The organism is Vibrio sp. 10N.239.312.C11 (assembly GCF_041466065.1).
Taxonomy (GTDB): domain Bacteria; phylum Pseudomonadota; class Gammaproteobacteria; order Enterobacterales; family Vibrionaceae; genus Vibrio; species Vibrio tasmaniensis_A.
In genome coordinates, this window is the sequence record NZ_JBFSRZ010000026.1 from 42,964 (window position 1) to 66,978 (window position 24,015).

Genomic DNA, 24,015 nt, shown 5'->3' on the forward strand with positions numbered 1-24,015 from the left:
GGAGTGCTCAGTGGATTTAGCAACCCTAATAGGTTTGATTGGTGGATTTGCCTTCGTAATTATGGCAATGATCCTAGGTGGAAGCCTCGGGATGTTCTATGACACGACATCCGTTTTGATCGTGATTGGTGGTTCAACGTTTGTTGTTCTAATGAAATTCACCATGGGACAGTTCTTTGGTGCGGCAAAAATTGCCGGTAAAGCATTTATGTTTAAAGCCGATGAGCCAGAAGATCTTATTGCTAAAGTCGTAGAGATGGCGGATGCCGCGCGTAAAGGCGGTTTCTTAGCACTTGAAGAGATGGAAATCAGCAACAGTTTCATGCAAAAGGGTATCGACCTATTGGTTGATGGCCATGATGGTGATGTAGTGCGTGCAGCACTGCAAAAAGACATCGCGTTAACCACAGAACGTCACGAACAGGGCGCTAAAGTATTTACAGCTTTTGGTGATGTTGCACCCGCAATGGGTATGATTGGTACCTTGGTTGGTTTGGTTGCCATGCTTTCGAACATGGATGATCCAAAAGCGATCGGGCCGGCGATGGCGGTTGCACTTTTAACCACTCTATATGGTGCAATTCTTTCGAACATGGTGTTCTTCCCTATCGCGGACAAACTTGCTCTACGTCGTGACCAAGAGACACTGAATCGTCGTTTGGTGATGGATGGCGTACTCGCGATTCAAGATGGTCAAAACCCACGAGTTATTGACGGTTACCTGAAGAGTTACCTTAACGAAGGTAAACGTACGATTGATGGTGAAATGGCTTAAGGGGAATAAAAATGGATGAAGAAAATCCATGTAAATGTCCCCCTCCGGGTTTGCCACAATGGATGGGAACATTTGCTGACTTGATGTCATTGTTGATGTGTTTCTTTGTACTGCTGCTTTCATTCTCTGAGATGGACGTACTGAAATTTAAACAGATCGCAGGCTCAATGAAATTCGCGTTTGGTGTACAAAACCGCTTGGAAGTGAAAGACATTCCTAAAGGTACCAGCATTATTGCGCAGGAGTTTCGTCCTGGTCGCCCAGAACCGACGCCTATTGATGTAATCATGCAGCAAACCATTGATATTACGCAGCAAACTCTAGAGTTTCATGAAGGGGAATTTGAGCGTGCTGGCGGTACGATGCGTGATCAGGGCAAGATGACGGGGGGTAAATCAGCAGAGGTTTCTGCGCACAACAACCAAAATTCAGAATCAGATCAGCAGCAACAGCAAGCTCAAGAACAGTCTCAAGAGATGGAAACCTTGATGGAGAGCATCAAGAAGGCGTTGGAGCGAGAGATCGACCAAGGCGCGATTGAGGTGGAAAACCTTGGCCAGCAAATTGTGATTCGAATTCGCGAGAAGGGTGCATTCCCATCAGGATCCGCTTTCCTACAGCCTAAGTTCCGACCTTTGGTGAGACAAGTTGCCGAGTTAGTGAAAGATGTTCCGGGCATTGTCCGAATCTCTGGGCATACTGATAATCAACGTCTTGATTCTGAGCTTTACCGTTCTAATTGGGACTTATCATCGCAGCGTGCGGTGTCTGTGGCTCAAGAGATGGAAAAGGTCCGTGGTTTCTCTCATCAACGCTTAAGAGTGCGTGGTATGGCTGATACTGAGCCAGTAGAGCCGAACGATACTGAATGGCAACGTAGCTTAAACCGTCGTGTTGAAATCAGTATTATGCAGGGCGAACCGCTTTACAGTGAAGAAGTCCCAGTAATCACTGAATAGTATTTACCAAGAATATGCATCCCAAAGCTCAATCTGTCGTAGATTGGGCTTTTTCTTTGTCTGATACACAAAAGGGTTTGTACCAAGCTAGTAAGAGAAGAGAAGAGAAGAGAAGAGAAGAGAAGAGAAGAGAAGAGAAGATATGGATAAATGAGCTTGGATGAAATCGAGACGATAGTTTGTCACTAAGGTGAGTTTATTAATGGCACCAAAGCACGCACTCTTTTCCTTGTTTGATTTTCTCATGTATAATTCGCGCCCTTAGATTTAATATTGATCTATTATTGCTTCAATAACTATGTGAAATGACCTTTTACGTGGTGATGAACCTATTAAAATTGTGAACCTTATTGGCGTGAAAGTACTATGAAATTTATTGTTAAGCCCCACCCGGAAATTTTTGTAAAAAGTGAATCGGTGCGTAAGCGCTTCACAAAGATTCTAGAACGTAATATTCGTACTATTCTTCAGCGTCGTACTGAGTCTGTGGCTGTCTTCAATCGTCGTGACCATATCGAAGTGACGTCTGAGAGCGACAAATATTTTAAAGAAACACTTGAAGTATTGACGCAAACTCCGGGTATTCATCACTCCCTTGAAGTTCAGCAATCAGAATTTAAAGACCTGCACAATATTTACGAGCAAGTTCTTGAGCGTAGCGGTGCTCTTATTGAAGGTAAGACTTTCTCTGTACGTGCTAAGCGTCGTGGTAAGCATGACTTTACTTCTATCGAGCTAGAACGCTACGTAGGCGGCGGTCTAAACCAAGCGGTTGAATCAGCAAAAGTAAAACTGAAAAATCCAGATATTACCGTTAAAGTTGAAGTCGAGAACGATAAGCTAAACCAAGTTATTGAACGTCATAAAGGCCTAGGTGGTTTCCCTCTTGGTACTCAAGAAGATCTGCTTAGCTTGATCTCTGGTGGCTTTGATTCTGGTGTTTCAAGCTACTTACACATCAAACGTGGTTCTAAAGTGCATTACTGCTTCTTCAATCTTGGTGGCCCTGCTCACGAGATTGGTGTTAAGCAAGTTTCTCACTATCTATGGGATAAATACGGTTCATCTGCAAAGGTGAAGTTCATCTCTATTGATTTTGAACCTGTAGTTGCAGAGATCCTTGAGAACGTTGAAGACGGCCAAATGGGCGTTGTTCTTAAGCGTATGTTCATGCGTGCTGGTGGTATGGTTGCAGAGCGTTTCGGTATCGAAGCACTAGTAACGGGTGAAGCTCTTGGTCAGGTTTCTAGCCAAACGCTAACTAACCTGCGTCATATCGACAACGTGACGGACACTTTGATCCTTCGTCCACTGATCAACTGGGACAAAGAAGATATCATCGACCTGTCTCGCAAGATTGGTACTGAAGACTTCGCTAAAGTAATGCCTGAGTATTGTGGTGTTATCTCTAAGAAGCCAACCGTGAAAGCGAAGAAAGGCAAACTAGAAGCGGAAGAAGCTAAGTTTAACTTCGAAGTGCTAGAGCAAGTGATCGAGAATGCTCGTATTATGGATATCCGTGATATCGAGAAAGAGAGCCAAGAACAGGCACCAGAAGTGGAGCAAGTTCAAGCCGTTGCTGAGCACGCTGTCGTTCTTGATATCCGTAGCCCAGACGAAGAAGACGAAAGCCCGCTAGAGATCGATGGTGTTGAAATCAAACACATCCCGTTCTTCAAGCTTTCAACTCAGTTTGGTGACCTAGACCAATCGAAAGAGTACTTGTTGTACTGTGACCGTGGTGTCATGAGCCGTCTGCAAGCGCTTTACTTGCAAGAGCAAGGCTTCCACAACGTTAAGGTTTACCGTCCATAGTGGTGTGTTGACCAACCGTTAATAATTTTGCAAAGCCGTTTACTGAAAAGTAAGCGGCTTTTTTATTGTCTATGATGAAGGATTGACAGTAGAAAGAGGCATGCGTTTGGACGTGCTATCGTCATGCTCAGCTTTGAAGTTTTTGATTGATAGAACTGGTGAGCTCTAAACGGGTCTATAAGTACTGAAGAAGTGTGAGTATCTTGAAGTATTCTGTTACTTTTTAGTGCAACTCAATGGTGCTATTTGTATGTGTTCAGTTGTTTATTTGAGTGGGTGTCTGATTCTGTGATTAGCGATGAAAAATAATAAAGATTAATTAGCACAGCTATTGATAAACTTATTGTTACTTTTCTTTGGACATAAAAAAACACCGCCCATAAGGCGGTGTAAACAAATTTGACAGACAGGTCAAAATAAATACAGGAAGTACATGCCTCGTTTCAGTATGGAACTGCAACAAAACATTTGGTAGAACTCTACCCAACTCGAAAAGAACGAGTTTGCAAACACAACATCGCAGGAGCTAAACCAATTGATTCTAGAGAGAATCAAGCCGTTCAGGCTAGCTGCTGCGGGATGAAATATAGAATTTCTCTGGCCGCTAGGCAATGGACAAATTATAATGTTTCAGATAAAAAAAACTAATGCTTATTTAGAGAGTAACTATGTCTCGTCGATTACCCCCATTAAACTCACTAAGAGTGTTTGAAGCTGCTGCTCGACACTTGAGTTTTACGCGTGCCGCAGAAGAGTTGTTTGTTACTCAAGCCGCGGTCAGTCATCAGATCAAAGCGCTTGAAGAATTCTTATCTTTGAAGCTGTTTCGTCGAAGAAACCGCTCTTTGTTGCTGACGGAAGAAGGCCAAAGCTACTTCTTGGATATCAAAGATATTTTTACATCACTGGCAGAAGCGACAGACAAAGTTCTTGAGCGAAGTGAGAAGGGCGCATTGACCATCAGTTTGCCGCCGAGTTTTGCTATTCAATGGTTAGTACCAAGACTCGCTGACTTTAATCAGCAAGAACCTGATATTGATGTAAGAATCAAAGCCGTTGATATGGATGAAGGCTCGTTGACCGATGATGTAGACGTGGCTATTTACTATGGCCGAGGGAATTGGTCGGGGCTCAGAGCCGATAAGCTTTACCAAGAATATTTGATCCCTCTTTGCTCACCTTCCGTGCTGCTAGGAGCTAAACCTTTAGAATCTCTCAGTGATTTGGCATGTCATACGCTATTACATGATACATCTCGAAAGGATTGGAAACAGTTTGCCAAGCAAAATGGCATCGATGGGGTTAACGTTAACCATGGTCCTATCTTCAGTCACTCAACCATGGTGTTGCAGGCGGCCGCTCACGGGCAAGGTATTGCTTTGGGTAACAATGTGTTGGCGCAACCTGAAATCGAAGCAGGTCGTTTGATTGCACCTTTTGATGAAGTGTTGGTAAGTAAGAACGCCTTCTATGTGGTGTGTCATGAGAAACAAGCTGACATGGGGCGTATTGCGACTTTCCGTGATTGGATGTTGGCGAAAGCGCAAAGTGAACAAGAGGACTTACTTGATGAATAACCTCATCATTGATGGTGAAGACAACCCAATAACTTTTATCTTTGCACATGGTGCTGGCGCAGGCATGGATCATGAATTCATGCAGTCGGTAGCAAAAGGGTTGGCGTTTAAAGGGATACGAGTGATTCGTTTTAATTTCCCTTACATGATCAAGCGTGCTGAAGATGGTAAGCGTCGTCCACCTGATCGAGCCCCTAAACTGCTCGAAGCTTACCAAGAGATTATCGGACAGGTAGATGTCGATAAGCTTGTTATTGGCGGTAAGTCGATGGGAGGACGTATGGCGAGCCATTTGTCTGAAGTGGATAAGGTGGCAGCAATGGCCTGTTTAGGCTTTCCTTTCCATCCTCCAGGTAAACCCGAGAAATACAAAGGGGAGCACTTAGCTGAGTTAGCAAAGCCATGCCTTATTCTGCAGGGTGAACGCGATACCTTTGGTAAGCTAGAAGAGTTTGCTGATTTCGACCTGTCGGATTCAATTCGTGTTGAGTTTATTCCTGATGGCGATCACAGCTTTAAGCCTCGTAAGAGTTCGGGTTACACCGAACAGCAGAACATAGCGTTAACCGTTGAGAAACTATCGGCGTTTATCAAAGAGGTACTTAATGAGAAGTAAGTATTTACTCACTTTTGCAGGTATCTCTGGCGCAATAGCCGTAATGCTAGGTGCCTTCGCTGCTCACGGGTTAAAAGCTGTCTTGCCAGAGTATCTGCTAGGCGTGTTTGAGACAGGTGTTCAGTACCAGTTTATCCATACACTAGCAATATTGGCGTGTGGTGCTCTGCTACAGATGAAACTTGGTGCTAAATCACAAAAATATTTTTTCATTGCGGCAATTTGCTTTATCATCGGCATCCTTTGTTTTAGTGGCAGCCTTTATGGCTTAGCACTGACAGGAATAAAATGGTTTGGCCCTATAACACCGTTTGGTGGTCTACTATTTATCATTGGTTGGGGAGTCTTCTCCTTCGCTGCTTTGAATATAAAAGAGGTAACTCAGTGAAACACGTACTACTTTATTGTCGCTCTGGTTTTGAAAAAGAATGTGCTGGCGAAATTCAAGACAAGGCAACACAACTGGAAGTGTTTGGTTTTCCTCGCTTAAAGAACAATACAGGCTTTGTATTGTTTGAATGTTATCAAGCAGGCGAAGCCGATAAACTAGTAAAAGAGATCGATTTCCAATCGTTGATCTTTGCTCGTCAAATGATCGCGGTAGCGGTTGAAATCAAAGATCTGCCGACTGATGATCGTATTTCTCCAATTCTTGAGGCGCTTTCTGAGAAAGAAGGTTTCCCACGTTGTGGCGATATCCGTATTGAAACTCCAGACACCAATGAAGCGAAAGAGCTTTTGAAGTTCTGCCGTAAATTTACCGTGCCGATGCGTCAAGCTATGCGTGGTAAAGGTCTGATGACAGCGAAAGATAACGTTAAGAAGCCTGTGCTTCATTTATGCTTCATCGCTCCGGGTCACTGCTTTGTTGGTTACTCTTACCCAACCAACAATTCACAGTTCTTCATGGGCATTCCTCGTTTGAAATTCCCATCAGATGCGCCAAGCCGTTCTACATTGAAGTTAGAAGAAGCATTCCACGTATTCATCCCTCGTGATGAGTGGGACGAACGTCTGGCTCCGGGTATGTGGGGCGTAGATTTAGGCGCGTGTCCAGGTGGTTGGACTTACCAATTGGTTAAGCGCTCTATGTTTGTTCACTGTGTTGATAACGGCATGATGGCAGATAGCCTGATGGAAACGGGTCAAATTAAGCACCACATGGTGGATGGCTTTAAATTCGAACCTGACCGTAAGAACGTCACTTGGATTATCTGTGACATGGTTGAGAAGCCAGCTCGTGTTGCACACCTTATGGGTGAGTGGATCATCAAAGGCTGGGCGAAAGAAGCACTGTTCAACCTTAAACTGCCAATGAAAGGCCGTTACGATGAAGTTCTGCAGGATATCGAAAACCTAAAGCAGTTCCTGATTGATAACAAAGTGAAGTTCAAGATGCAGGCGAAGCACCTTTACCACGATCGCGAAGAGATCACGGTTCATATTCAGTCGCTTTCGAATATCTCACCGTACTAATATTTACGTTAGTGTGTCAGTGATAAATAAAATGCTCCTTTAGGGGCATTTTTTATATCTTAAGTTTGTTTATGAGCTTGATTATCGCTTCGTACTGATAGTTTAGAAAGGTTGGTCTATGTGCGTTTTTTAGTCATATTTAAGTGTAAATATGACTAATTCAACTTGGTTGATAGTCGTCGAATTGTCGACTATTAGTGTCGATATGAGACAAAAAAGCCGTAAGCTATCGATACTTACGGCTACCTAGTTCAGCGATGAAACGAAGAAGGGTTTATTTAAAATTCAGCAGTAAATTACAGCAAGAACATCCTAATCAAATTGTATTTTATTATAAGTAAGTAAATGTAAGTAAAGAATGTAAATGATAACTATTACTATTAACATTGTAATTAGTGTCGTGTACCATTCGTGCACTTTCACTTAAATCTATAAAATATAAGTCGCATTATGAAACTTAAAGCACTATCAGTAGCCGTTACGGTTGCCTTAACCTCATTTACAGCATTTGCTGCCGACGAACCAGAAACCGTAGTCGTTATCGGTTCTGCCCTTGACCAATTGATTCAGACTGAAATCAACTCTGACACACTGGAAAAGAAGCAAGCATCAGACATCAAAGATGTTTTGAATACTATGCCTAGCGTTACGGTTGACGGGAACGCACGTTACTCTCGCAAAGTATTTGTACGTGGTATGGAAGACAAATTTGCCGTAGTGACTATTGATGGTGCGCGACAAGAAGGTCAGCTTTTCCACCACTCTGGTGACCAAGCGATTGATCCTGCAATGCTAAAAAGAGCTGAAATTGAATTAGGTGGTAACTCTGCACTGTCAGGTTCTGGTGCTATCAATGGTTCATTTAGCTACGAAACGAAAGACCCAAGCGATCTTCTTAAGCCGGGTGAAAGCGTTGGTGCTCGAGTAAAAACAAGCTATCAAACAGCTTATGAGCGTTTTGCAACCAACGTTGCTGTGTATGCAAAAGTGAACGACAAGCTAGAGTTCATGGGTATTGCGAACTATTCAGAAGATGGCGATCTGCACATTCCTGATCAAGAAGCGGTAACCTCTAAGCAGGGTGAGCTTAAGTCGGGTTTGGCTAAAGTTGTTTTCATTCCTAATGATGCCAATGAATTTAAACTGACTTTCAACCGATACAGTGATGGTGGTACGCGTCAGCTTTCTGGCGAAAAGGCGGGTGCTCTGTATGCTGACGATAAACACGACTATCATTCGCTTAATCGCGATACAGTGACGCTACAGCACGAATACGATGCAGGTAGTGATCTAGTTCATCTGAAAAGTAATGTTTACTACAACCGTCAATACATGGATCGTGATGCTCTTGAAGGTACCGCTTGGGGCAAAACACCGGCAGGTAAATGGTTCAAAGATGGCAAAATGTCTTACCCTAAGCGTGAATACAATGTAACAACCATTGGTGGTGACATTCGTAACGTTTCTTGGGTTGGTGAGCATGAGCTTACTTATGGTCTTGAGGGCTACAAAGCCAAGCAATGGATTGATGCTGGTCAAGGCGTATATCTAAGCGGTACTAAGCAAGGTCAAACCGAGAACTACAGCATGGATGGTGGTACGGTGACGGCTTACGGTCTGTATCTACAAGATATGTACGAATTCAGCGACTTCCGTTTAACAACGGGTCTTCGTTACGACGTTCATAAACTGGGTGGCGTGTATAAGGGCGAGTTTGATCAGCTATCTCCAAAGTTCAAAGGTGAATACCAAACAACGGAAAACCTAAAACTTCGTGTGGGTTACGGTCGTCTGTTTAAAGGTGCGTCACTACCAGAAACGCTGACGATGAAAGCACCAAGCAAAGTTAAGCAGTCTGATACTAAGGCGATGACGGGTAATAACTACGAAGCTGGTTTTGATTACGAGCTAACACGTTTGCTTGCGGCTGATTACGCGATTCTAGGTTTCACGGCTTATACTTATGACCTTGATAACCAAATGCACCCAACTAAGAACAACGCAACATTATCGAATAAGTATGATGTTGAAGTTTGGGGTGTAGAGACTGTATTGAGCTATCAGTTAGACGCGTTAAGTGTTTACGCTAACCACTCTTACTCTGATGGCGAGCAAAAGAGCCTGAAAAATGGCAAGACAAGCCACATGAATAAAACCGGTATTCATAACTTTAAGGCCGGTTTTAACTACAGCCTAAACAATGAATTTGTGTTTGGTTGGGATTCACGCTTTGTTCCGGGGAACGATTACGAGAACGAAAAAGGCAAAGAGATCAAACGCTCAGGCTTCGCAACGCACAACATTTGGGCGGCTTACACACCGACGTTTGCTAAAGACCTAGAGATGAACCTTGGTATCGATAACCTGCTTGATAAGAAGTACGCTGAGCATACTGGTTTTGGTATCTCTTGGGGTTCAGAAAAGTACACCAGCTATGAAGCGGGTCGTAACTTTAAAGCTTCTATCGCTTATAGCTTCTAATCTGCTCTTAGCTGAAAGTTACTCTAGAAATAGAGACTTATCAGTATAAGTGCAATGTTTCGTCTTAAAATGAAACAACAAAAAAGCCTTAGTTCAGACTAAGGCTTTTCTGCTTTCTAATGATTGAGTTTCTAATTTGTTGATTTATAAGCGATCTATTTCTAACGGTTAGCTTTTAATGACTAAATTTGTAACGTCGGATTAAGATACAGCTTCGTAGCGAATATCTTGCAGATTAAAACTTAAATCGATGTCTGTTTTGAGTGCAGAAACGAGCTTACATACGCGAGCCGACTCGATATGCTCATCGAATTTCTTACGATACTTTTTCGGTAAGTCTTCAGCTAGGAATGCTGTTTCGATATCAGGGTATGTCGTTAATATCTCTTTGGCTGCTTTTGGCCCTATACCAGGAATTCCGGGGACTTGGCTTGAGCTGACGCCCGTTAATCCCCAGTAATCTGCCAGTTGCTCTGGCTTTACACCAAATTCCGCTTCGATAAAGGGCTTATCTAACCAACGGTGCTGGAAATAATCACGGATCTGAAGCGTTGGTGACAACAGTTGGCAGTAGCCCTTATCCGTGGAAATGATAGTGACGGTTTCTCCGTGGTCAGCGACTTTCTTTGCCAATGTTGCGACGAGATCATCCGCTTCATCGCCATCAGACAGCAGTGAATCAATCCCTAATTCCCACCAAGCTTGTTGAATCGCATCGAGACCTTTCATCAATGGTTCTGGCATCGGCTTACGGTTTTGCTTATAAGCGGGAAGGACTTCCGCGCGCCAACCTCGATCTTGTAAATGATGATCAAATACTGCAATGATATGAGTGGGCTTTGATTCGTTTAGGATGCGATTAAGAGTACGAGCAGTCGTGGTGATGGTTCTTGCAATATCGGTTGGGTCCGGCTGAACAGAGTGCACGCGTCGGATGAGGTTCAAGGCATCGATAATAACAAGATGGATAGACATAAGTTTCCACTAAATAGGCAATAAATAAGGGGCTGCTAGCCCCTTATAGTAACGTATCACTTGGTGAGTTGAAACTTTGGTGACGTAAACGTCATGACTTGTTTAACTTTATGCTTGTGGCTTGTTATCAGTTACTTGCCGTTATTCGCTGCTAGGCATAATTTTATAGCAAGGTACATAGTCAGTGCCGCCCGGCAGTTTCATTCGATGCTGTTCAACAAAGTCATTTAGCAGCTGGTCCATTTTTGTCATCAGCTCTTTGTCGCCATCAATCAGGAAGGGGCCATGTTTCTCTATCTCCAAAATACCTTCAGCTTTGACGTTACCTGCCACAATTCCTGAGAAGGCTTTACGCAGATTAGCTGCAAGGCTTTCTGTTTTCTGATCCATATGCAGATCAAGCGCCGCCATAGATTCATGCGTAGGGTCGAATGGCAGTTGGAACTCAGGTTCAATATGCAGTGACCAGTTGTAGCTGTAAGCATCGCCAGTCTCTTTACGGTGAGAGCGTACATCTGGCATTGCCTGCTTCATGATTTTCGCAGCGCGTGCTGGGTCATCAATCACGATCTCATAGTGTTTCTGCGCATCAGGCCCTAAGGTTTCGCCGATGAACTTATCAATCGAACGGAAGTAAGCTTCACTCTCTTTTGAGCCTGTTAAAACAATCGGCATGGGTTGGTCGACGTTATTAGGGTGCATCATGATCCCTAATATATACAGCAGCTCTTCGGCAGTGCCGGGGCCTCCAGGGAAAATAATGATGCCATGGGCCATACGCACGAAGGCTTCAAGACGCTTTTCGATATCTGGCATGATCACCAGTTCATTCACGATTGGGTTTGGTGGCTCAGCCGCAATGATTGATGGTTCAGTTAGCCCTAAGTAACGGTGGTCTGTATAGCGCTGTTTAGCGTGACCAATGGCAGCCCCTTTCATTGGCCCTTCCATTGCCCCCGGTCCACAACCGGTACAGATATTCAGCTCACGCAGGCCAAGTTCATTCCCCACTTCGCGAGTGTATTGGTATTCAGTTGCATTAATTGAATGACCACCCCAGCACACGATCAGGTTAGGTTCGATACCTGGCGTAAGTGCGCCTGCATTTCTCAAAATGCCAAATACAAGGTTGGTAATATGAGTGGCATTGGTCAGGTTGAGTCTTTGGTTATCTGCAAGGTGCATGTTGACGTAGACAATGTCGCGCAACACTGAGAATAAGTGTTCTTGGATACCCTTGATGATTTCACCATCGACAAAGGCATGCTCTGGTGGGTTGCTCAGTTCAAGCTTGATCCCGCGCTCACGACGCACCACCTCAACATCGAATGACAGGTACTTGTCGAGTAATTCTTTGGAGTTGTCGGTGTGGCTACCCGAGTTGAGTACCGCTAACGTACAGTTACGATAAAGCTGGTACAGATCACTAGATGCGGTTTTTTTAAGACGCTCAACTTCAAGTTGAGAGAGTAAATCCATGCTACCGGCAGGGCTGATATGAGTGATCATAGTGCCTCCTTGTTGAAAGGAACTAGGGGACGTTGGAAGTAGCCCTTTAGTTCGAGATGAGAAGCTAACGTTGAAAGTGTTTGGTTAAAGGCGAGAGAATTAACCAGACGAAACGATTACGACAGCGTTGCTCTTTTAAATACAGCATGCTTGCCAAGAATGCTTGTTAAGCGAATGTTAATCATTAGCTTAGCAAACATTGAGGGATATGGTATGTGATAAGTATTTGAAAAAATGAAATAAATTAAATCTCGGGCTGTCTTAGTCCCAAACAAGTTGGTTGTTACCGCGCTGTTTGGCTTTGTTTAGTGTTTTATTGAGTCGTTCTAATACTTCTTCAGGTGTGTCTGACTCTTTAAACGGAGTACTTGCCGCGCACAAGGTAATTGTGATTTGTTGGTCACGGAATTTGAAAGGTAAGCGGCTGACTTGATTCTGGATGCTTTGAGTCACTTGATGGCAATATTCATCGCTTTGCTCGGGAAGTAGCAAGATGAACTCTTCACCAGAAAAGCGAGCGACAGTATCGGTAGTACCAATTTCTTTGGTGATCGCTCTTGCGATGATCTTGAGTGCTTTGTCACCAGCGGTATAGCCAAAGCTATCGTTAATTGCTTTGAAGTTATCGATATCTAGCAGCACGACTCTTAGTGAGTGTTGTGCGCGAATCCAGCGACGATATTCTAACTCTAAACGATCGGTGAAGGCGGTACGGTTGTAGATCTTAGTCAGAGGGTCAAGCAGCATACGCTGAGCCTGATCTTCTAGACGCTTGCGGTAATCTTGGGTGACTTCATAGAGCGAATCTAATTGGTTTTTTCCGTAGCTCATTCTTTCTATTAGAGCTTGTTCTTTCTGTTCTGCGTGATTCAGTCTTTCTGAAAGAGAGGCAATTTCACTGAGCAGCGGGTTTATCGAAAGTTTTAAGTTATCAATATCCGTTGCTTTATCAACAGAGCTTTGGCTCTTAGTAACAAGTTCATTCAACTCAGAATTAAGACCTTGGCGATGTTCAAAATAGCTTTGGCTCTGGTCGGAGTTTTGATCTGCTGTTTTGATACTAGAAGCGAGCGAGGAATTGAGTTGTTCTATAAATTGTTCAGACTGCTTACGCTCTAGGCTCGTGCCATCAATCACCAGTTTGAGGATCTGAAGTGCTAGCTCAAGTAGGTTTTGTGTTGAAACACCAAGTAGTAGCTTCGCTCGAATATCGGTCAGTAGATCCCCCGATTCACCCTCGAAGTCGAGTTCAGTGATCAGGTGTTGTAATTCGTTTGATAGTTCGGAAAGGAGTTCTTGTTCAGTTGATTGATCTACGTCGGCAAAATGAGTGCGTGAGTTGTTTGCCATAATCTTAATGGCACGCTCATAAATACTGAGAAGCTTCATCGCATGGTCGACTTTTTGACTGCCATGACACTCGGAGAAGCTAAGTAAGTTTCTTAGATCGCGCTTTAGCTGTGCCGGAAGGCCAGTTATACGCTGCAGCGTTTCCCCACTGTGCTTAATACTATCATCCAGATATCCGTTCTGTTTATCCATAGCCAACGTTTTTTGCTTGAGCATCCTTTCTAATACTGCCAACTTGGGGATCATTGAGCTAATGTCTTTTTGCTTTTCGAGCTCTTCCCTAAGGGCAATGAGATTTTCATCTAAATGAGTGTTGCTGCCAACACATGCATCACTTAAAGACGTAACGATACGCTTGAGAACTTTTTGTTCTCGAATAAATTTGAACGAGGTATCTCTTTGCGTCAAGCGGACTTGATCCAACTGATATTTCAGCTGGTGGAGTTGCGCCTGAATGTCTTTTTCAAGAATGCCCATAGATGTATTAATTAGCGCCGCGTAGATCGCACTCGATCATATAGATGAAATTCCGTGACCTTGATAATAACAAAACTAAAAATAAGGTCACGACCTACGACGTTTAACCGCTCGCAAATCAGTCATCTTTTAGCATTTTTTTGATATTGTCCTCATTCTGGTGTGAGGATTGTATCTTTATTAACCCTTGATTAATCGCATGTTTACAAGCCTCTCTTATGTTACCCGTTGCAAGGCTCGCTGCGGGGGCATTGTCGATGGCTTTAAGGTAAACCCATTGGCTACTGCGTTCTTTGAGGCTGATTTCACGTGCCAGGTTGGTCGACATTAATAGTACATCGAGGAGTTCTTGGTCGTTAATCGCGGTATAAGCGCGTGGCAAGAACGGGTAGTCAGCGATGCCCATGCGGACGGTTCGATTAATGTTTCGCTCTGGTTCGAAGTGATTAATCCAAGATTGAATCTTTCTGAACATAGCCTCAGGCGATGTATCACGGTCAGCATTTGGTTCGATGTAAAGCAAGTTCGCATCCGAGAAGTGGTAGACGCGCGCAGGACCTTCAAGCTTAGATTTAAGGAACTCGCCGAAAGCATCTTCGAGCTCTAAACCTGCTTTATAACCGTTCTGAGTGTACATATTGCGTAGGAACGGTAAATCTATCATCACAAAGCGTAAACGGTCGTTGAGTGGTTCATGAATCAACTCACCAAGTTGCCATTGTTCGAAGTTTTGGCTGGTTTGTTCTAGAGAATTTGATAGCTTCGCGTTCAGCATTCTTAGATTTGGAAGCTTTGAGCGTGAGTGTGTAAATAGGTCGGTACGCAGTGAATCCATTTCCGTGACTAAGGTTTGAATGATGTAGCCTCGGCGTAGCACAAAGAAGAACAAGACAATGCTGAACAAAAATAAGGCGAACGATATTTTCTGGAACTTATGGTGCTCAAGTTTGTATTTCTCTAATTCTTGTTCTTGACCTGCATAGTGGAGCGTTTGCTCGGCAAACTCTTTTTGTTGGCGGAATGCGTCTTCACCAACACGGTTGAGTTTTTGTTGTTCCAAAGAGACAAGGATATTGTATTGCTTGAGATTTGCTAGCGCTTGTTGTGGACGCCCTGCTTGCTCATAACCTAAAGAGAGCAAGTGGTAGGAGTGTTGCGACAGGCGCATGTTTTCTACCTGACGCGAAATCTTGAGCGCACGTGTCGCATGCTTAATTACATCTTCGCTTTCTTGTAGATGGTATGCCAAACCTGCGGATAAGAGTGCAGCGCGACCTTCCAATTTAGGAATGTCGGAATACTCCAGCAGTTCAAGAGCTCGAGCTAGGTATTGCTCGGCTAGAGGGTAGTTATAAAGTCGTAAGTAAGTCGCAGATAAACTTAGACGAATGTCAATGACTTGGTAGATGTCTCGGTCTGTACTCTCATGGTCAAGGACATTGAAAAAGTGCACGAGGGCAAGGTTATATTTGCCTTGATTGAAGTACACATCACCCATCTTTTTTAGTACTTGCGCTAATATGGGAGAGCTTTCAAAATTATCATAAAAGTCAGCAGCTTGAGACAGGTGCTCTAGAGCTTTATCTAATACTTGACGTTCAAAGAAAAGCTGTGCAAGTAGGCGGTTTACTTTAGCCAAGCGCGAACTCAGGTTACCTTCTACTGATTTCCAGTAGCCGTACAATAACTCAGATAGTGCATGGTTGTACTCTTTATGGGTAAGATAAAACTCGCCGACGGTGATGTGGTAATCAATGACGACTTTTTCCGAGTGACGCTGTTCTAGGTAAGTTTTTGCTTCTTGATAGAGTTTTTCTGCTTCCCCTACGTTGTTGTTATAAGAGGAAATGTCGGCTTTCAACATGATTAAGCGATAGGTAATCCCTTCCGTCAGGCGTAAGGTCTTATTAACCGACTCTAAGCTTGTTTCTATTTTTTTTAGCTCTGATTCTGCTTGGGCAGATTTTCTGCCCGTAAGCCAAAGTAACCTAACTTTAAGTATTTCCAAATCTAACTTTAGATACTCAAGCTTATAGGTTTTTGCTAGCTCATAGGCTTTGTCGATGTGCTGAATCGCAATACGAATGTTGCCTAGATTAAACTCTGCTTTCGCTAAGATCTTATACGCATCGATACTGCTGTTTGGGGTTCTAATCGAAGAGTCGGCCTCTTCACGAGAAATAGCTGACGGGCTCTTCTCGCGTTGATCTGAAAGGATACGTAGCGTTAGGTAGCTGTTGGCCATTCGTTTTGCTTGACTCGGTTCTATCTCAACCAAGTTATTGGCTTCATTGAGGAGCGCCGACGAATAGACAGACGCATTAACCGATGTGCTTAAGCTTAAAATGAATAGACTAACAACGTATAACCAACGCATTTCAATGTCCCTTTAAAGATTTTGTAGGTTCAAATAAGTGTGGGCGGTTCACGCCGATTATTGGCGAGCCATACGCTTATTGTGGCTTGGTCTATCTTGCTCAGTTGAACGGTATGGATTGATATCCAGACCGCCACGACGCGTGTAACGTGCAAATACGGTTAGCTTCGATGGTGCACAGTATTTCATGATGTCAGTGAAGATACGCTCAACACATTGTTCGTGGAATTCGTTATGCTCGCGGAAAGAAACTAAATAGCGTAGCAGAGCTTCACGGTCAATTTGCTTACCGGAATATGCGATCTCTACGCTGCCCCAATCCGGTTGATTGGTGATTAAGCAGTTTGACTTCAATAAGTGGCTATGTAGAGTTTCTTCGACTTCTTGCTCGCCAGCAGCCCCTTCAAGCAGTGACGCTTCAAAATCATAGCTGGTGATTTGGATGTCTTGATTGTCGATACAGTCACCTCCCATCGTCACGATAGGTTGGTTGGTGTAATCGGTTACTGAATTTACATTCACAATCACAGATTCGCCTGCACATGCTGACAAATCTTGAGTTAGACGCTCAGTGACTTGAGCCCAGTTTTCAAACTGAGTTTGGTTGTAGCTGTTTAGGTACAGCTTGAAAGATTTTGACTCAATCAAATTTTGGCTGGTTGCCGGAATGAACACTTCACCAACAGCCACTTGTGGTAAGCCATTGGTGTTTAGCCACGAAAGCTCGTACATCGTCCAAATATCATGACCAACAAAAGGCAGCTCGCCGTTTAACGCAAGATCATTACGATTGAGGCTACGAGGTACTGGTTGCAATAAACTTGCATCGTATTGGTTAGAGTACTCAGTTTTTTGGCCTAGGGTTAAACCCGCTAGCTCTTTTGCGTCAGAATATTTGCTCATACTTTCGTTTCAAATTCGATTAGAATGGGGTCGATTTTACTGAATCCCCATTACCCTGTCATTAAGTCATCGCTTAATCGGCACGGAAAGGGCTCGGATTCTATTTATTATTTTGTGTTTAGGAGATTTTCATGACTCAACGCGCTCAAGACGCACTACTTTCTTTCAGTCAGCGATACGTTGACGCGTGGCAGCAGCAACACCAAAGCTTACCTCGTAATGAGGAGTTGGTGGACATCGTATCGCCATGCGTAGAAGAAAAGAGTGGTGATGCCGTGTTGTGGAAACACTATCCACGTGAGCAATTCGCAGATTTCACCAATGTTGAAACGGGTATTGAGCTGACTCTGCATGAAGATGTTAAGACTTTCTACGGCGCACAATTTAGTGCGGATATGAACGCGACTTTTGATGGTAACGAACTGACTCTGTTACAGATTTGGAGTGATGAAGATTTCGAATGCCTACAAGAAAACATCTTAGGTCACCTAGTGACTCAGCGTCGTTTGAAGCTAAAACCAACGGTTTTCATTGCCGCGACTGATGCTGAACTGGATGTTATCTCTATCTGTAACCTAACGGGGAACGTGATCCTAGAGCGCTTAGGCACCAAAAATCGTGATGTACTAGCCGAGACATTGGCAGAATTTTTAGAAAAGCTACAACCAGCGGTATAAATAGATGTACGTACTAGAACTTCAATTTGAGTGTTTTGATAACACAACGGTAAGCGCTGTCGATAAGGCGGTTAATGGCTTAATGGATGCACTTCGTTATAACGGACAAGTGTTAGGTCGTGAGTTTCCAATCGTGATGGGCGACGGTGAATTCTATGTTCGCGTTGTGTGTCCGGAGCAAGATAGCTTACACCCACGTAATCATTCAGACTTCGTCAAAGTCTGTTTCGAGCGCTTATCTGCTGCGAGTTTATTAGCGCCTAAGATGCGTCTGCTTGGCCGAGATCTTAACTCCGAAGAAGTAGCCGAAGATGAAACACCAAGTTGGCAGGTGTTATACACGACATTCGTACATACCTGTTCGCCGCTGCGCAGTGGCGATAGCTTGTTGCCGATCCCACTATATCGTAACCCGCCGACATTTAATGGCGATCATAAAGCCGTACTGAAATGGCAGACCGAATGGCAAGCCTGTGATGAAGTGCAAATGGGTGGTGGTTGCCGTGCTGAACATGCAACGCTAACCGAGATCAGTGATACTAAGAGTGTGTTGTTTAAACGCGGTTGGGGTCTAAGAGGGCGCATTGAATTTCTGACTAAGATTCCAACTTACTACTACTTATATCGTGTCGGTGGGATCAGCCTGAAAGATGAAAAAGAGCGCAAATGCCCACAATGTGGTGGTGAATGGCTGTTAGATGCGCCAATCCACGATATTTTCTATTTCAAGTGTGATGATTGCCGTCTGGTATCCAACATTTCTTGGGATCAGCTCAAGTAATCGACTTCGTTTGATTCACCCTGAGAAGCTTTACTTTCTAGCAAACTTTCATCATTAAAAAAGGGGCTGACATTGAGTCAGCCCCTTTCGGTATCTATAAGTGTCTATTTAAGCTGATTACCAACCTTTAACTACGCCACCTTGGAAGATGTCAGAAGCTGCGTTGTACACTTCTTCAGTTTGATATGCTTTAACGAAGTTTTGTACGTTTTCTGCATTTAGGTTGTCTTCACGAGAAACGATTAGGTTCACGTATGGAGAATCTTTGTCTTCAACGAATACGCCGTCTTTTTGTGGAGTCAGGTTGATAGAGCTCGCGTAAGTAGTGTTGATGATAGATAACGTCACATCATCAAGAGAACGTGGCAGTTGAGCTGCGTCTAGTTCAACAATCGTTAGGTTCTTAGGGTTACCAACGATGTCACGAACGGTAGCTAGAAGACCTGCACCTTCACGAAGTTCAAGTAAACCTTGCTGCTCAAGAAGCAGTAGAGAACGACCTAGGTTTGTTGGATCGTTTGGTACAGCGATACGAGCACCATCTTGGATTTCGTCTACCGATTTAACTTCTTTAGAGTAACCTGCAATAGGGTAAACAAAAGTGTTACCTGCAACCGTTAGCTTGTAACCACGGTCAGCAACTTGCTGATCTAGGTACGGCGTGTGTTGGAATGCATTGATGTCGATAGAACCATCATCTAGCGCTGCGTTAGGCGTTACATAATCCGTAAAAGTGACCAGTTCAACATCCAGGCCGTATTGCTCTTTCGCGACTTTAGCTGCTACTTCAGCAACTTGTGCTTCTGCACCTGCCATTACGCCAACTTTGATCTTAGAAGTATCGACTTCTTTATCACCACAACCTGCTAGTACTAGCGCTGAAGCTGCTGCTGCAATAGTAAGTAAACCTTTAAGGTTAAATTTCATAATAATCTCCTTTTAATAAATCTATTTAATTTGGTTCATACGACTTTGATTTTGGTCTGTAAGTCGTTATCTGTGGTCAACGCGGCGAACTAATGAATCACCGATTGATTGAATAATTTGTACTAGCACAATCAACATGACGACTGTCACTGCCATAATGGTCACATCGTAGCGGTGAAATCCGTAACGAATCGCGACATCACCTAGGCCACCACCACCCACAGTTCCGGCCATTGCCGAGTAACTCACAAGAGTCACTAGCGTAATCGTCACTGAGTTGATGATAGTAGGCAGTGCTTCAGGAAGCAGAACCTTATTGATGATTTGTGTTGGTGTTGCGCCCATTGACTGAGCTGCTTCCACTAGACCTGTTGGTACTTCAAGTAGTGCACTCTCGATAAGTCGAGCTACGAATGGGATAGCACCAATCGTCAGCGGAACAATCGCTGCGGTTGTACCGATGAAGGTACCAATCAGCATCTTGGTGAGAGGGATGATCGCTACCATCAGTACTAAGAAAGGCACAGAACGGCCCACGTTCACAACCGCACCAAGAATTTTGTTTAGCTTGGTGTTCTCTAACAGGCCACCTTTTTTAGTCGTGTGTAGAATCACGCCTAATGGGATACCGACAGCGAAACCAACGATGCCAGCAACAGCAACCATGTAAAGTGTCTCGCCTGTTGCTTCCAATAGAAGGTTGCCGTTAAGGCTGATCCAGTCAGCAATCTCGTTGAAACTAAAGGACATAACCAAGCACCTCTACTTTTACATTGTTGTCGCGTAGGAATTGGATAGCAGCATTATCATCGGCTTCGTTACCGAACAGCTCAGCGACCATCATGCCGAACTTCACGCCGCCGGCGTAATCGAGGTCAGAGCTTAAGATGCTGACATCGATATTGAATTTACGAGCAATTTGCGTCATCAGCGGAGCATCAACCGTTGCACCAGTAAACTCAAGACGTACTAATGGGTAGCTACTGTTAACACGAGTCTCTTGCAAACGCGCTTGATAATCTTCAGGGATAGATAGGTCTAGCGTTGAGCGAATAAACTGATGTGCTAGCTCTGTCTTAGGGTGTGCGAATATGTCGCCAACTGTGCCTTTCTCTACTAGCTCGCCACCGCCAATGATCGCGACTTCGTGACAAATGCTCTTAACTACGTCCATCTCGTGCGTAATAAGTAGGATCGTGATGTGTAGCTTGCGGTTGATTTCACGTAGCAGCTCAAGAATAGATTGAGTCGTTGCTGGATCCAGAGCACTGGTCGCTTCATCACACAGTAGTACTTTCGGGTCTGAAGCTAGCGCACGAGCAATCGCGACACGCTGCTTTTGACCACCACTTAAGTTCGCAGGGTAGGTATCACGCTTATCCGATAGGCCGACAAGCTCAAGTAGTTCACTCACTTTCGCTTCAATCGCAGCTTTATCTTTACCAGCAAGCTCTAAAGGCAGTGCTACATTGTTAAATACAGTACGAGAAGACAGCAGATTGAAGTGTTGGAATATCATGCCGATGTTACGGCGTGCTTCGCTAAGTTCTGATTTGCTGAGTTTTGTCAGGTCGATACCGTCAACAATCACTTCACCTGACGTTGGAGCTTCCAACATGTTTACACAACGGATAAGGGTACTTTTGCCTGCACCTGAAGAGCCGATGACTCCAAAGATTTGACCTTGAGGAATGTGGAGGTTGATATCAATTAAGGCATTGATTTCTTTAGTGCCTTGATAAAAAACCTTATTGACTTGATTCACTTTAATCATAGAGAAACCCGTGCAGGTAGAACAGAATAATATATTGATGACTCACTCGATTTACAGATGATGCTATGGTGTTCTATGATCTAAGTCAATAGATATTTTTACGTCTAGACGGCTAAACGCGAGTTGCGAAGTTAAACTAGAAACAAATCGTTAACGAACGCAAAACTAAATAGATAGTGATGAAGCAAATAAAGCGTGTAATAATTAATGATTAATAGAGAGTTGATAGAGAACTGAATTTTGTCTAAACCTGCTGTTTTTTTAGATCGTGATGGTGTGATTAACGTTGATCACGGCTACGTACATGATGAACATGACTTTGAATACATCGATGGTGTGTTTGAAGCGGCGAAAGCGTTTAAAGATATGGGTTATTTATTGGTGTTAGTGACCAACCAATCTGGTATTGCTCGCGGCATGTTTAGTGAAGACCGTTTTCTTTCTCTAACGCAGTGGATGGATTGGAACTTTGTTGATAACGGCGTTGAGCTAGATGGTATTTATTACTGCCCGCACCACGCTGAGCACGGTGTTGGTGACTACAAACAAGATTGTGAATGTCGTAAACCAAAGCCAGGCATGTTCATTTCTGCGCGTGACTTTCTGAAGATTGATATGGCTAACTCGGTCATGATCGGCGATAAAGCTGAAGACATGATGGCTGCAGAAGCGGCGGGTGTTGGCACTAAAGTACTGGTAAGAACCGGTAAGCCAATCACTGAAAAAGGTGAAGCGCTTGCAAGTGTCGTGCTTGACAGTATTAAAGATGTACCAGCATTCTTAAAAGGTTAAGACACTAAGTCTCTTTCACTTAGATATAAGTGTTATTCACTATATAAAGATGAGGAACGCAGTATGAAAGCATTGTTGATAGCATCTCTATGTACGGTAGCGTTATTCGGATGCTCTAAATCAGCAGCTCCTGAGACTGAGAGCGCAGTATCGGACGATCAATTCGTGATTTATCAATGTGAGTCTGACGCTTCATTTAAGGTCGCTTACCTTGGTGATGAAAAAGCGGTATTACGTTTACCCGAGAATGAATATCGCCTCACTCAAATAGCGGCAGGCTCAGGAACGAAGTACATCTTAGATGATGGAACCTCTGAACTGATCAATAGCGTAACTTTACGAACTAAAGGTGACAATGCACGTCTAGAACTTGGTCGTGTTATCTATAAAAACTGCCGAAAGTAGGTCATAGTTATCGACTAGGATTTACAAACAGTTAAGTGAGGGAGTTCGCCCTCACTTTTTCTTTCTCTTCCCTTTAACGTCAGACTTTTTATGAGCAAAAAACTCACTATCCTCGATATTGCTAAGCTGTCCGGTGTTGGTAAGTCTACCGTATCTCGCGTTCTGACCAATGATCCCAAAGTAAAACCTGAAACCCGTGAAAGGGTGGAAAGAGTCATTCAAGAATCTGGGTACACGCCTTCGAAGTCTGCGCAGTCGATGCGTGGTGGCAGTCAAAAAGTCATCGGTGTCATCATCTCTCGTCTGGATTCCCCCTCTGAAAACAAAGCGGTAAGTACGATGCTGGCCGAATTGTATCGAGCGGATTACGATGTCGTGATCATGGAAAGCCAGCTAGATAGAGAAAAAGCCAATGAGCACCTTCAGGTTCTCAAGCGGCGCAATGTAGATGGCATCATTGTGTTTGGCTTTACTGACTGCGATATTCCTGCAATCGAAGCTTGGGAACACAAAGCGGTGGTGATTGCTCTGGATACCGAGAACGTGACGTCGATTAACTATGATAACCAACAGGTGATCAATAGTGCGTTAACGCATCTAGCAGAGCAGGGGATCTCTGACGTTGGCTTCATTGGCGTTGATCCTAGCGACAAATCAACCGGTGAACTGCGTCTTAAGGCCTATCTAGATTGGTGTGAAAGCGCTGGAGTGATTGCCAACTATCGTACTGGTCAACTTCATCATGAAAGTGCTTATCAGCTGGTGGATGAGGTACTGACTCCTACCACTCAAGCACTTGTTTGTGCCAGTGACACATTGGCTCTTGGTGTAATCAAACGTCTGCAAGAACTACAACGTGAAGATGTGGTGGTGACCGGTGTTGGTGGCAATGATCTTCTCTCTTTCTTGTTCCCGCGAGTATTTAGTATTGATCCTGGGTATCAATCTGCGGGTAAGTTGGCCGCTAATTTATTGATCTCTCAGCTTTTAGGTAATGCAGAGATCTCTCATCACACTCAATCACCTATTCTATAATCCACTCAATCAAGCGAAATTGAACCGCTTAGATTAAAATTAGAGTGTGATCTCTTTCAATTAATGGGACTGTTCCCATTTTAATTTATCATTCATGTGGGCATTATAATAACCGTGATTGGGAATGTTCCCATAAGTCTAAATCCGAGTGGTTATCGCTGCATGGTTTAGATGAGTAATTGAATGAAACCAGGGTGGGGTAGTATGAGTAAGATAGCGAAGCAAGACGTTGCGCGTCTTATCGAGTTAGTCGGTGGCAAAGAGAATATTGCGAGTGTCTGATCTGCTCCAGTCAGACTGGACACTTAGCTAAGCGACATTTCGCTTTTCAAAG

The 24,015-nt window shown here is 43.8% G+C and carries 22 protein-coding genes; 14 read left to right on the forward strand and 8 right to left on the reverse strand.

Annotation, left to right across the window (positions count from 1 at the left end):
* The first annotated feature begins 10 nt into the window (after positions 1–10).
* From pomA to AB6D07_RS12875, 8 genes are all read left to right on the forward strand, one after another.
* Positions 11–775, forward strand: coding sequence for a flagellar motor protein PomA (gene pomA / locus AB6D07_RS12840; protein ID WP_009847464.1), 765 nt, complete (start codon positions 11–13; stop codon positions 773–775).
* 11 nt (positions 776–786) lie between these two features.
* Positions 787–1,734, forward strand: coding sequence for a flagellar motor protein MotB (locus AB6D07_RS12845; RefSeq protein ID WP_017103891.1), 948 nt, complete (start codon positions 787–789; stop codon positions 1,732–1,734).
* A gap of 366 nt (positions 1,735–2,100) precedes the next feature.
* Positions 2,101–3,549: a tRNA uracil 4-sulfurtransferase ThiI gene (gene thiI, locus AB6D07_RS12850; protein ID WP_009847462.1), complete on the forward strand. Its 1,449-nt coding sequence runs from the start codon at positions 2,101–2,103 to the stop codon at positions 3,547–3,549.
* 668 nt (positions 3,550–4,217) lie between these two features.
* Positions 4,218–5,126 carry a transcriptional regulator GcvA gene (locus tag AB6D07_RS12855; RefSeq protein ID WP_017063339.1) on the forward strand — a complete coding sequence of 303 codons (909 nt, stop codon included), beginning with the start codon at positions 4,218–4,220 and terminating at the stop codon, positions 5,124–5,126.
* Positions 5,119–5,742 (forward strand): alpha/beta fold hydrolase, encoded by a 624-nt coding sequence (locus AB6D07_RS12860; protein ID WP_029223101.1) that lies wholly within the window; start codon positions 5,119–5,121, stop codon positions 5,740–5,742. Before AB6D07_RS12855 ends, AB6D07_RS12860 begins: the two co-directional genes overlap by 8 nt.
* Positions 5,732–6,130 carry a DUF423 domain-containing protein gene (locus AB6D07_RS12865; protein WP_017069500.1) on the forward strand — a complete coding sequence of 133 codons (399 nt, stop codon included), beginning with the start codon at positions 5,732–5,734 and terminating at the stop codon, positions 6,128–6,130. Before AB6D07_RS12860 ends, AB6D07_RS12865 begins: the two co-directional genes overlap by 11 nt.
* Positions 6,127–7,218 carry a 23S rRNA (cytidine(2498)-2'-O)-methyltransferase RlmM gene (gene rlmM, locus AB6D07_RS12870; RefSeq protein ID WP_029223102.1) on the forward strand — a complete coding sequence of 364 codons (1,092 nt, stop codon included), beginning with the start codon at positions 6,127–6,129 and terminating at the stop codon, positions 7,216–7,218. Before AB6D07_RS12865 ends, rlmM begins: the two co-directional genes overlap by 4 nt.
* Before the next feature lie 450 nt (positions 7,219–7,668).
* Complete coding sequence (locus tag AB6D07_RS12875) at positions 7,669–9,699, forward strand: TonB-dependent receptor (RefSeq protein WP_017096795.1); 2,031 nt, start codon at positions 7,669–7,671, stop codon at positions 9,697–9,699.
* 201 nt (positions 9,700–9,900) lie between these two features.
* On the opposite strand, the gene xni is transcribed toward AB6D07_RS12875, so the two are convergent.
* The 5 genes from xni to queF form a co-directional block, all read right to left on the reverse strand.
* Entirely contained in the window at positions 9,901–10,674 is a 774-nt protein-coding gene (xni, locus tag AB6D07_RS12880) for a flap endonuclease Xni (RefSeq protein ID WP_017103893.1), read from the reverse strand.
* A gap of 141 nt (positions 10,675–10,815) precedes the next feature.
* Positions 10,816–12,183, reverse strand: coding sequence for a nucleotide 5'-monophosphate nucleosidase PpnN (gene ppnN, locus AB6D07_RS12885; RefSeq protein ID WP_017096796.1), 1,368 nt, complete (start codon positions 12,181–12,183; stop codon positions 10,816–10,818).
* A gap of 261 nt (positions 12,184–12,444) precedes the next feature.
* Entirely contained in the window at positions 12,445–14,010 is a 1,566-nt protein-coding gene (locus tag AB6D07_RS12890) for a GGDEF domain-containing protein (RefSeq protein ID WP_012604633.1), read from the reverse strand.
* A gap of 118 nt (positions 14,011–14,128) precedes the next feature.
* Positions 14,129–16,387: a lipopolysaccharide assembly protein LapB gene (locus AB6D07_RS12895; RefSeq protein WP_017103894.1), complete on the reverse strand. Its 2,259-nt coding sequence runs from the start codon at positions 16,385–16,387 to the stop codon at positions 14,129–14,131.
* 57 nt (positions 16,388–16,444) lie between these two features.
* Positions 16,445–17,290 carry an NADPH-dependent 7-cyano-7-deazaguanine reductase QueF gene (queF, locus tag AB6D07_RS12900; protein WP_017099509.1) on the reverse strand — a complete coding sequence of 282 codons (846 nt, stop codon included), beginning with the start codon at positions 17,288–17,290 and terminating at the stop codon, positions 16,445–16,447.
* A 131-nt stretch (positions 17,291–17,421) separates the two neighbouring features.
* Here queF and syd point away from each other — a divergent pair, with 131 nt between their 5' ends.
* Together syd and AB6D07_RS12910 are read left to right on the forward strand one after the other, a co-directional pair.
* Positions 17,422–17,967 carry a SecY-interacting protein gene (gene syd, locus AB6D07_RS12905; protein WP_009847453.1) on the forward strand — a complete coding sequence of 182 codons (546 nt, stop codon included), beginning with the start codon at positions 17,422–17,424 and terminating at the stop codon, positions 17,965–17,967.
* Positions 17,968–17,971: 4 nt separating this feature from the next.
* Positions 17,972–18,748 carry a Zn-ribbon-containing protein gene (locus AB6D07_RS12910; protein ID WP_017099508.1) on the forward strand — a complete coding sequence of 259 codons (777 nt, stop codon included), beginning with the start codon at positions 17,972–17,974 and terminating at the stop codon, positions 18,746–18,748.
* Positions 18,749–18,865: 117 nt separating this feature from the next.
* Here AB6D07_RS12910 and AB6D07_RS12915 read toward each other — a convergent pair whose 3' ends face one another.
* The 3 genes from AB6D07_RS12915 to metN form a co-directional block, all read right to left on the reverse strand.
* Entirely contained in the window at positions 18,866–19,675 is an 810-nt protein-coding gene (locus AB6D07_RS12915; protein ID WP_009847450.1) for a MetQ/NlpA family lipoprotein, read from the reverse strand.
* A gap of 66 nt (positions 19,676–19,741) precedes the next feature.
* Positions 19,742–20,425 carry a methionine ABC transporter permease gene (locus tag AB6D07_RS12920; protein WP_009847449.1) on the reverse strand — a complete coding sequence of 228 codons (684 nt, stop codon included), beginning with the start codon at positions 20,423–20,425 and terminating at the stop codon, positions 19,742–19,744.
* Complete coding sequence (gene metN, locus AB6D07_RS12925) at positions 20,415–21,449, reverse strand: methionine ABC transporter ATP-binding protein MetN (RefSeq protein WP_012604625.1); 1,035 nt, start codon at positions 21,447–21,449, stop codon at positions 20,415–20,417. Before metN ends, AB6D07_RS12920 begins: the two co-directional genes overlap by 11 nt.
* Before the next feature lie 240 nt (positions 21,450–21,689).
* On the opposite strand from metN, the gene gmhB reads away from it, so the two are divergent.
* The 4 genes from gmhB (at position 21,690) to AB6D07_RS12945 (ending at position 23,963) form a co-directional block, all read left to right on the forward strand.
* Complete coding sequence (gene gmhB / locus AB6D07_RS12930) at positions 21,690–22,241, forward strand: D-glycero-beta-D-manno-heptose 1,7-bisphosphate 7-phosphatase (protein WP_012604624.1); 552 nt, start codon at positions 21,690–21,692, stop codon at positions 22,239–22,241.
* A 63-nt stretch (positions 22,242–22,304) separates the two neighbouring features.
* Positions 22,305–22,646, forward strand: a complete 342-nt coding sequence (locus tag AB6D07_RS12935; RefSeq protein WP_012604623.1) for an MliC family protein — start codon at positions 22,305–22,307, stop codon at positions 22,644–22,646.
* A gap of 90 nt (positions 22,647–22,736) precedes the next feature.
* Positions 22,737–23,681 carry a trehalose operon repressor TreR gene (gene treR / locus AB6D07_RS12940; RefSeq protein WP_017103895.1) on the forward strand — a complete coding sequence of 315 codons (945 nt, stop codon included), beginning with the start codon at positions 22,737–22,739 and terminating at the stop codon, positions 23,679–23,681.
* A gap of 183 nt (positions 23,682–23,864) precedes the next feature.
* On the forward strand, positions 23,865–23,963 hold the full coding sequence (locus AB6D07_RS12945) for a PTS transporter subunit EIIB (protein ID WP_017103896.1): 99 nt from the start codon (positions 23,865–23,867) through the stop codon (positions 23,961–23,963).
* The last annotated feature ends 52 nt before the right edge of the window (positions 23,964–24,015 follow it).

Bases quoted from the DNA above. Each gene is read 5' to 3' on its own strand.
- AB6D07_RS12845 (WP_017103891.1), top strand. From the start codon at position 787: ATGGATGAAGAAAATCCATGTAAATGTCCCCCTCCGGGTTTGCCACAA.
- thiI (WP_009847462.1), top strand. From the start codon at position 2,101: ATGAAATTTATTGTTAAGCCCCACCCGGAAATTTTTGTAAAAAGTGAA.
- AB6D07_RS12855 (WP_017063339.1), top strand. From the start codon at position 4,218: ATGTCTCGTCGATTACCCCCATTAAACTCACTAAGAGTGTTTGAAGCT.
- AB6D07_RS12860 (WP_029223101.1), top strand. From the start codon at position 5,119: ATGAATAACCTCATCATTGATGGTGAAGACAACCCAATAACTTTTATC.
- AB6D07_RS12865 (WP_017069500.1), top strand. From the start codon at position 5,732: ATGAGAAGTAAGTATTTACTCACTTTTGCAGGTATCTCTGGCGCAATA.
- AB6D07_RS12875 (WP_017096795.1), top strand. From the start codon at position 7,669: ATGAAACTTAAAGCACTATCAGTAGCCGTTACGGTTGCCTTAACCTCA.
- xni (WP_017103893.1), bottom strand. From the start codon at position 10,674: ATGTCTATCCATCTTGTTATTATCGATGCCTTGAACCTCATCCGACGC.
- ppnN (WP_017096796.1), bottom strand. From the start codon at position 12,183: ATGATCACTCATATCAGCCCTGCCGGTAGCATGGATTTACTCTCTCAA.
- AB6D07_RS12890 (WP_012604633.1), bottom strand. From the start codon at position 14,010: ATGGGCATTCTTGAAAAAGACATTCAGGCGCAACTCCACCAGCTGAAA.
- AB6D07_RS12895 (WP_017103894.1), bottom strand. From the start codon at position 16,387: ATGCGTTGGTTATACGTTGTTAGTCTATTCATTTTAAGCTTAAGCACA.
- queF (WP_017099509.1), bottom strand. From the start codon at position 17,290: ATGAGCAAATATTCTGACGCAAAAGAGCTAGCGGGTTTAACCCTAGGC.
- syd (WP_009847453.1), top strand. From the start codon at position 17,422: ATGACTCAACGCGCTCAAGACGCACTACTTTCTTTCAGTCAGCGATAC.
- AB6D07_RS12910 (WP_017099508.1), top strand. From the start codon at position 17,972: ATGTACGTACTAGAACTTCAATTTGAGTGTTTTGATAACACAACGGTA.
- AB6D07_RS12915 (WP_009847450.1), bottom strand. From the start codon at position 19,675: ATGAAATTTAACCTTAAAGGTTTACTTACTATTGCAGCAGCAGCTTCA.
- AB6D07_RS12920 (WP_009847449.1), bottom strand. From the start codon at position 20,425: ATGTCCTTTAGTTTCAACGAGATTGCTGACTGGATCAGCCTTAACGGC.
- metN (WP_012604625.1), bottom strand. From the start codon at position 21,449: ATGATTAAAGTGAATCAAGTCAATAAGGTTTTTTATCAAGGCACTAAA.
- AB6D07_RS12935 (WP_012604623.1), top strand. From the start codon at position 22,305: ATGAAAGCATTGTTGATAGCATCTCTATGTACGGTAGCGTTATTCGGA.
- treR (WP_017103895.1), top strand. From the start codon at position 22,737: ATGAGCAAAAAACTCACTATCCTCGATATTGCTAAGCTGTCCGGTGTT.
- AB6D07_RS12945 (WP_017103896.1), top strand. From the start codon at position 23,865: ATGAAACCAGGGTGGGGTAGTATGAGTAAGATAGCGAAGCAAGACGTT.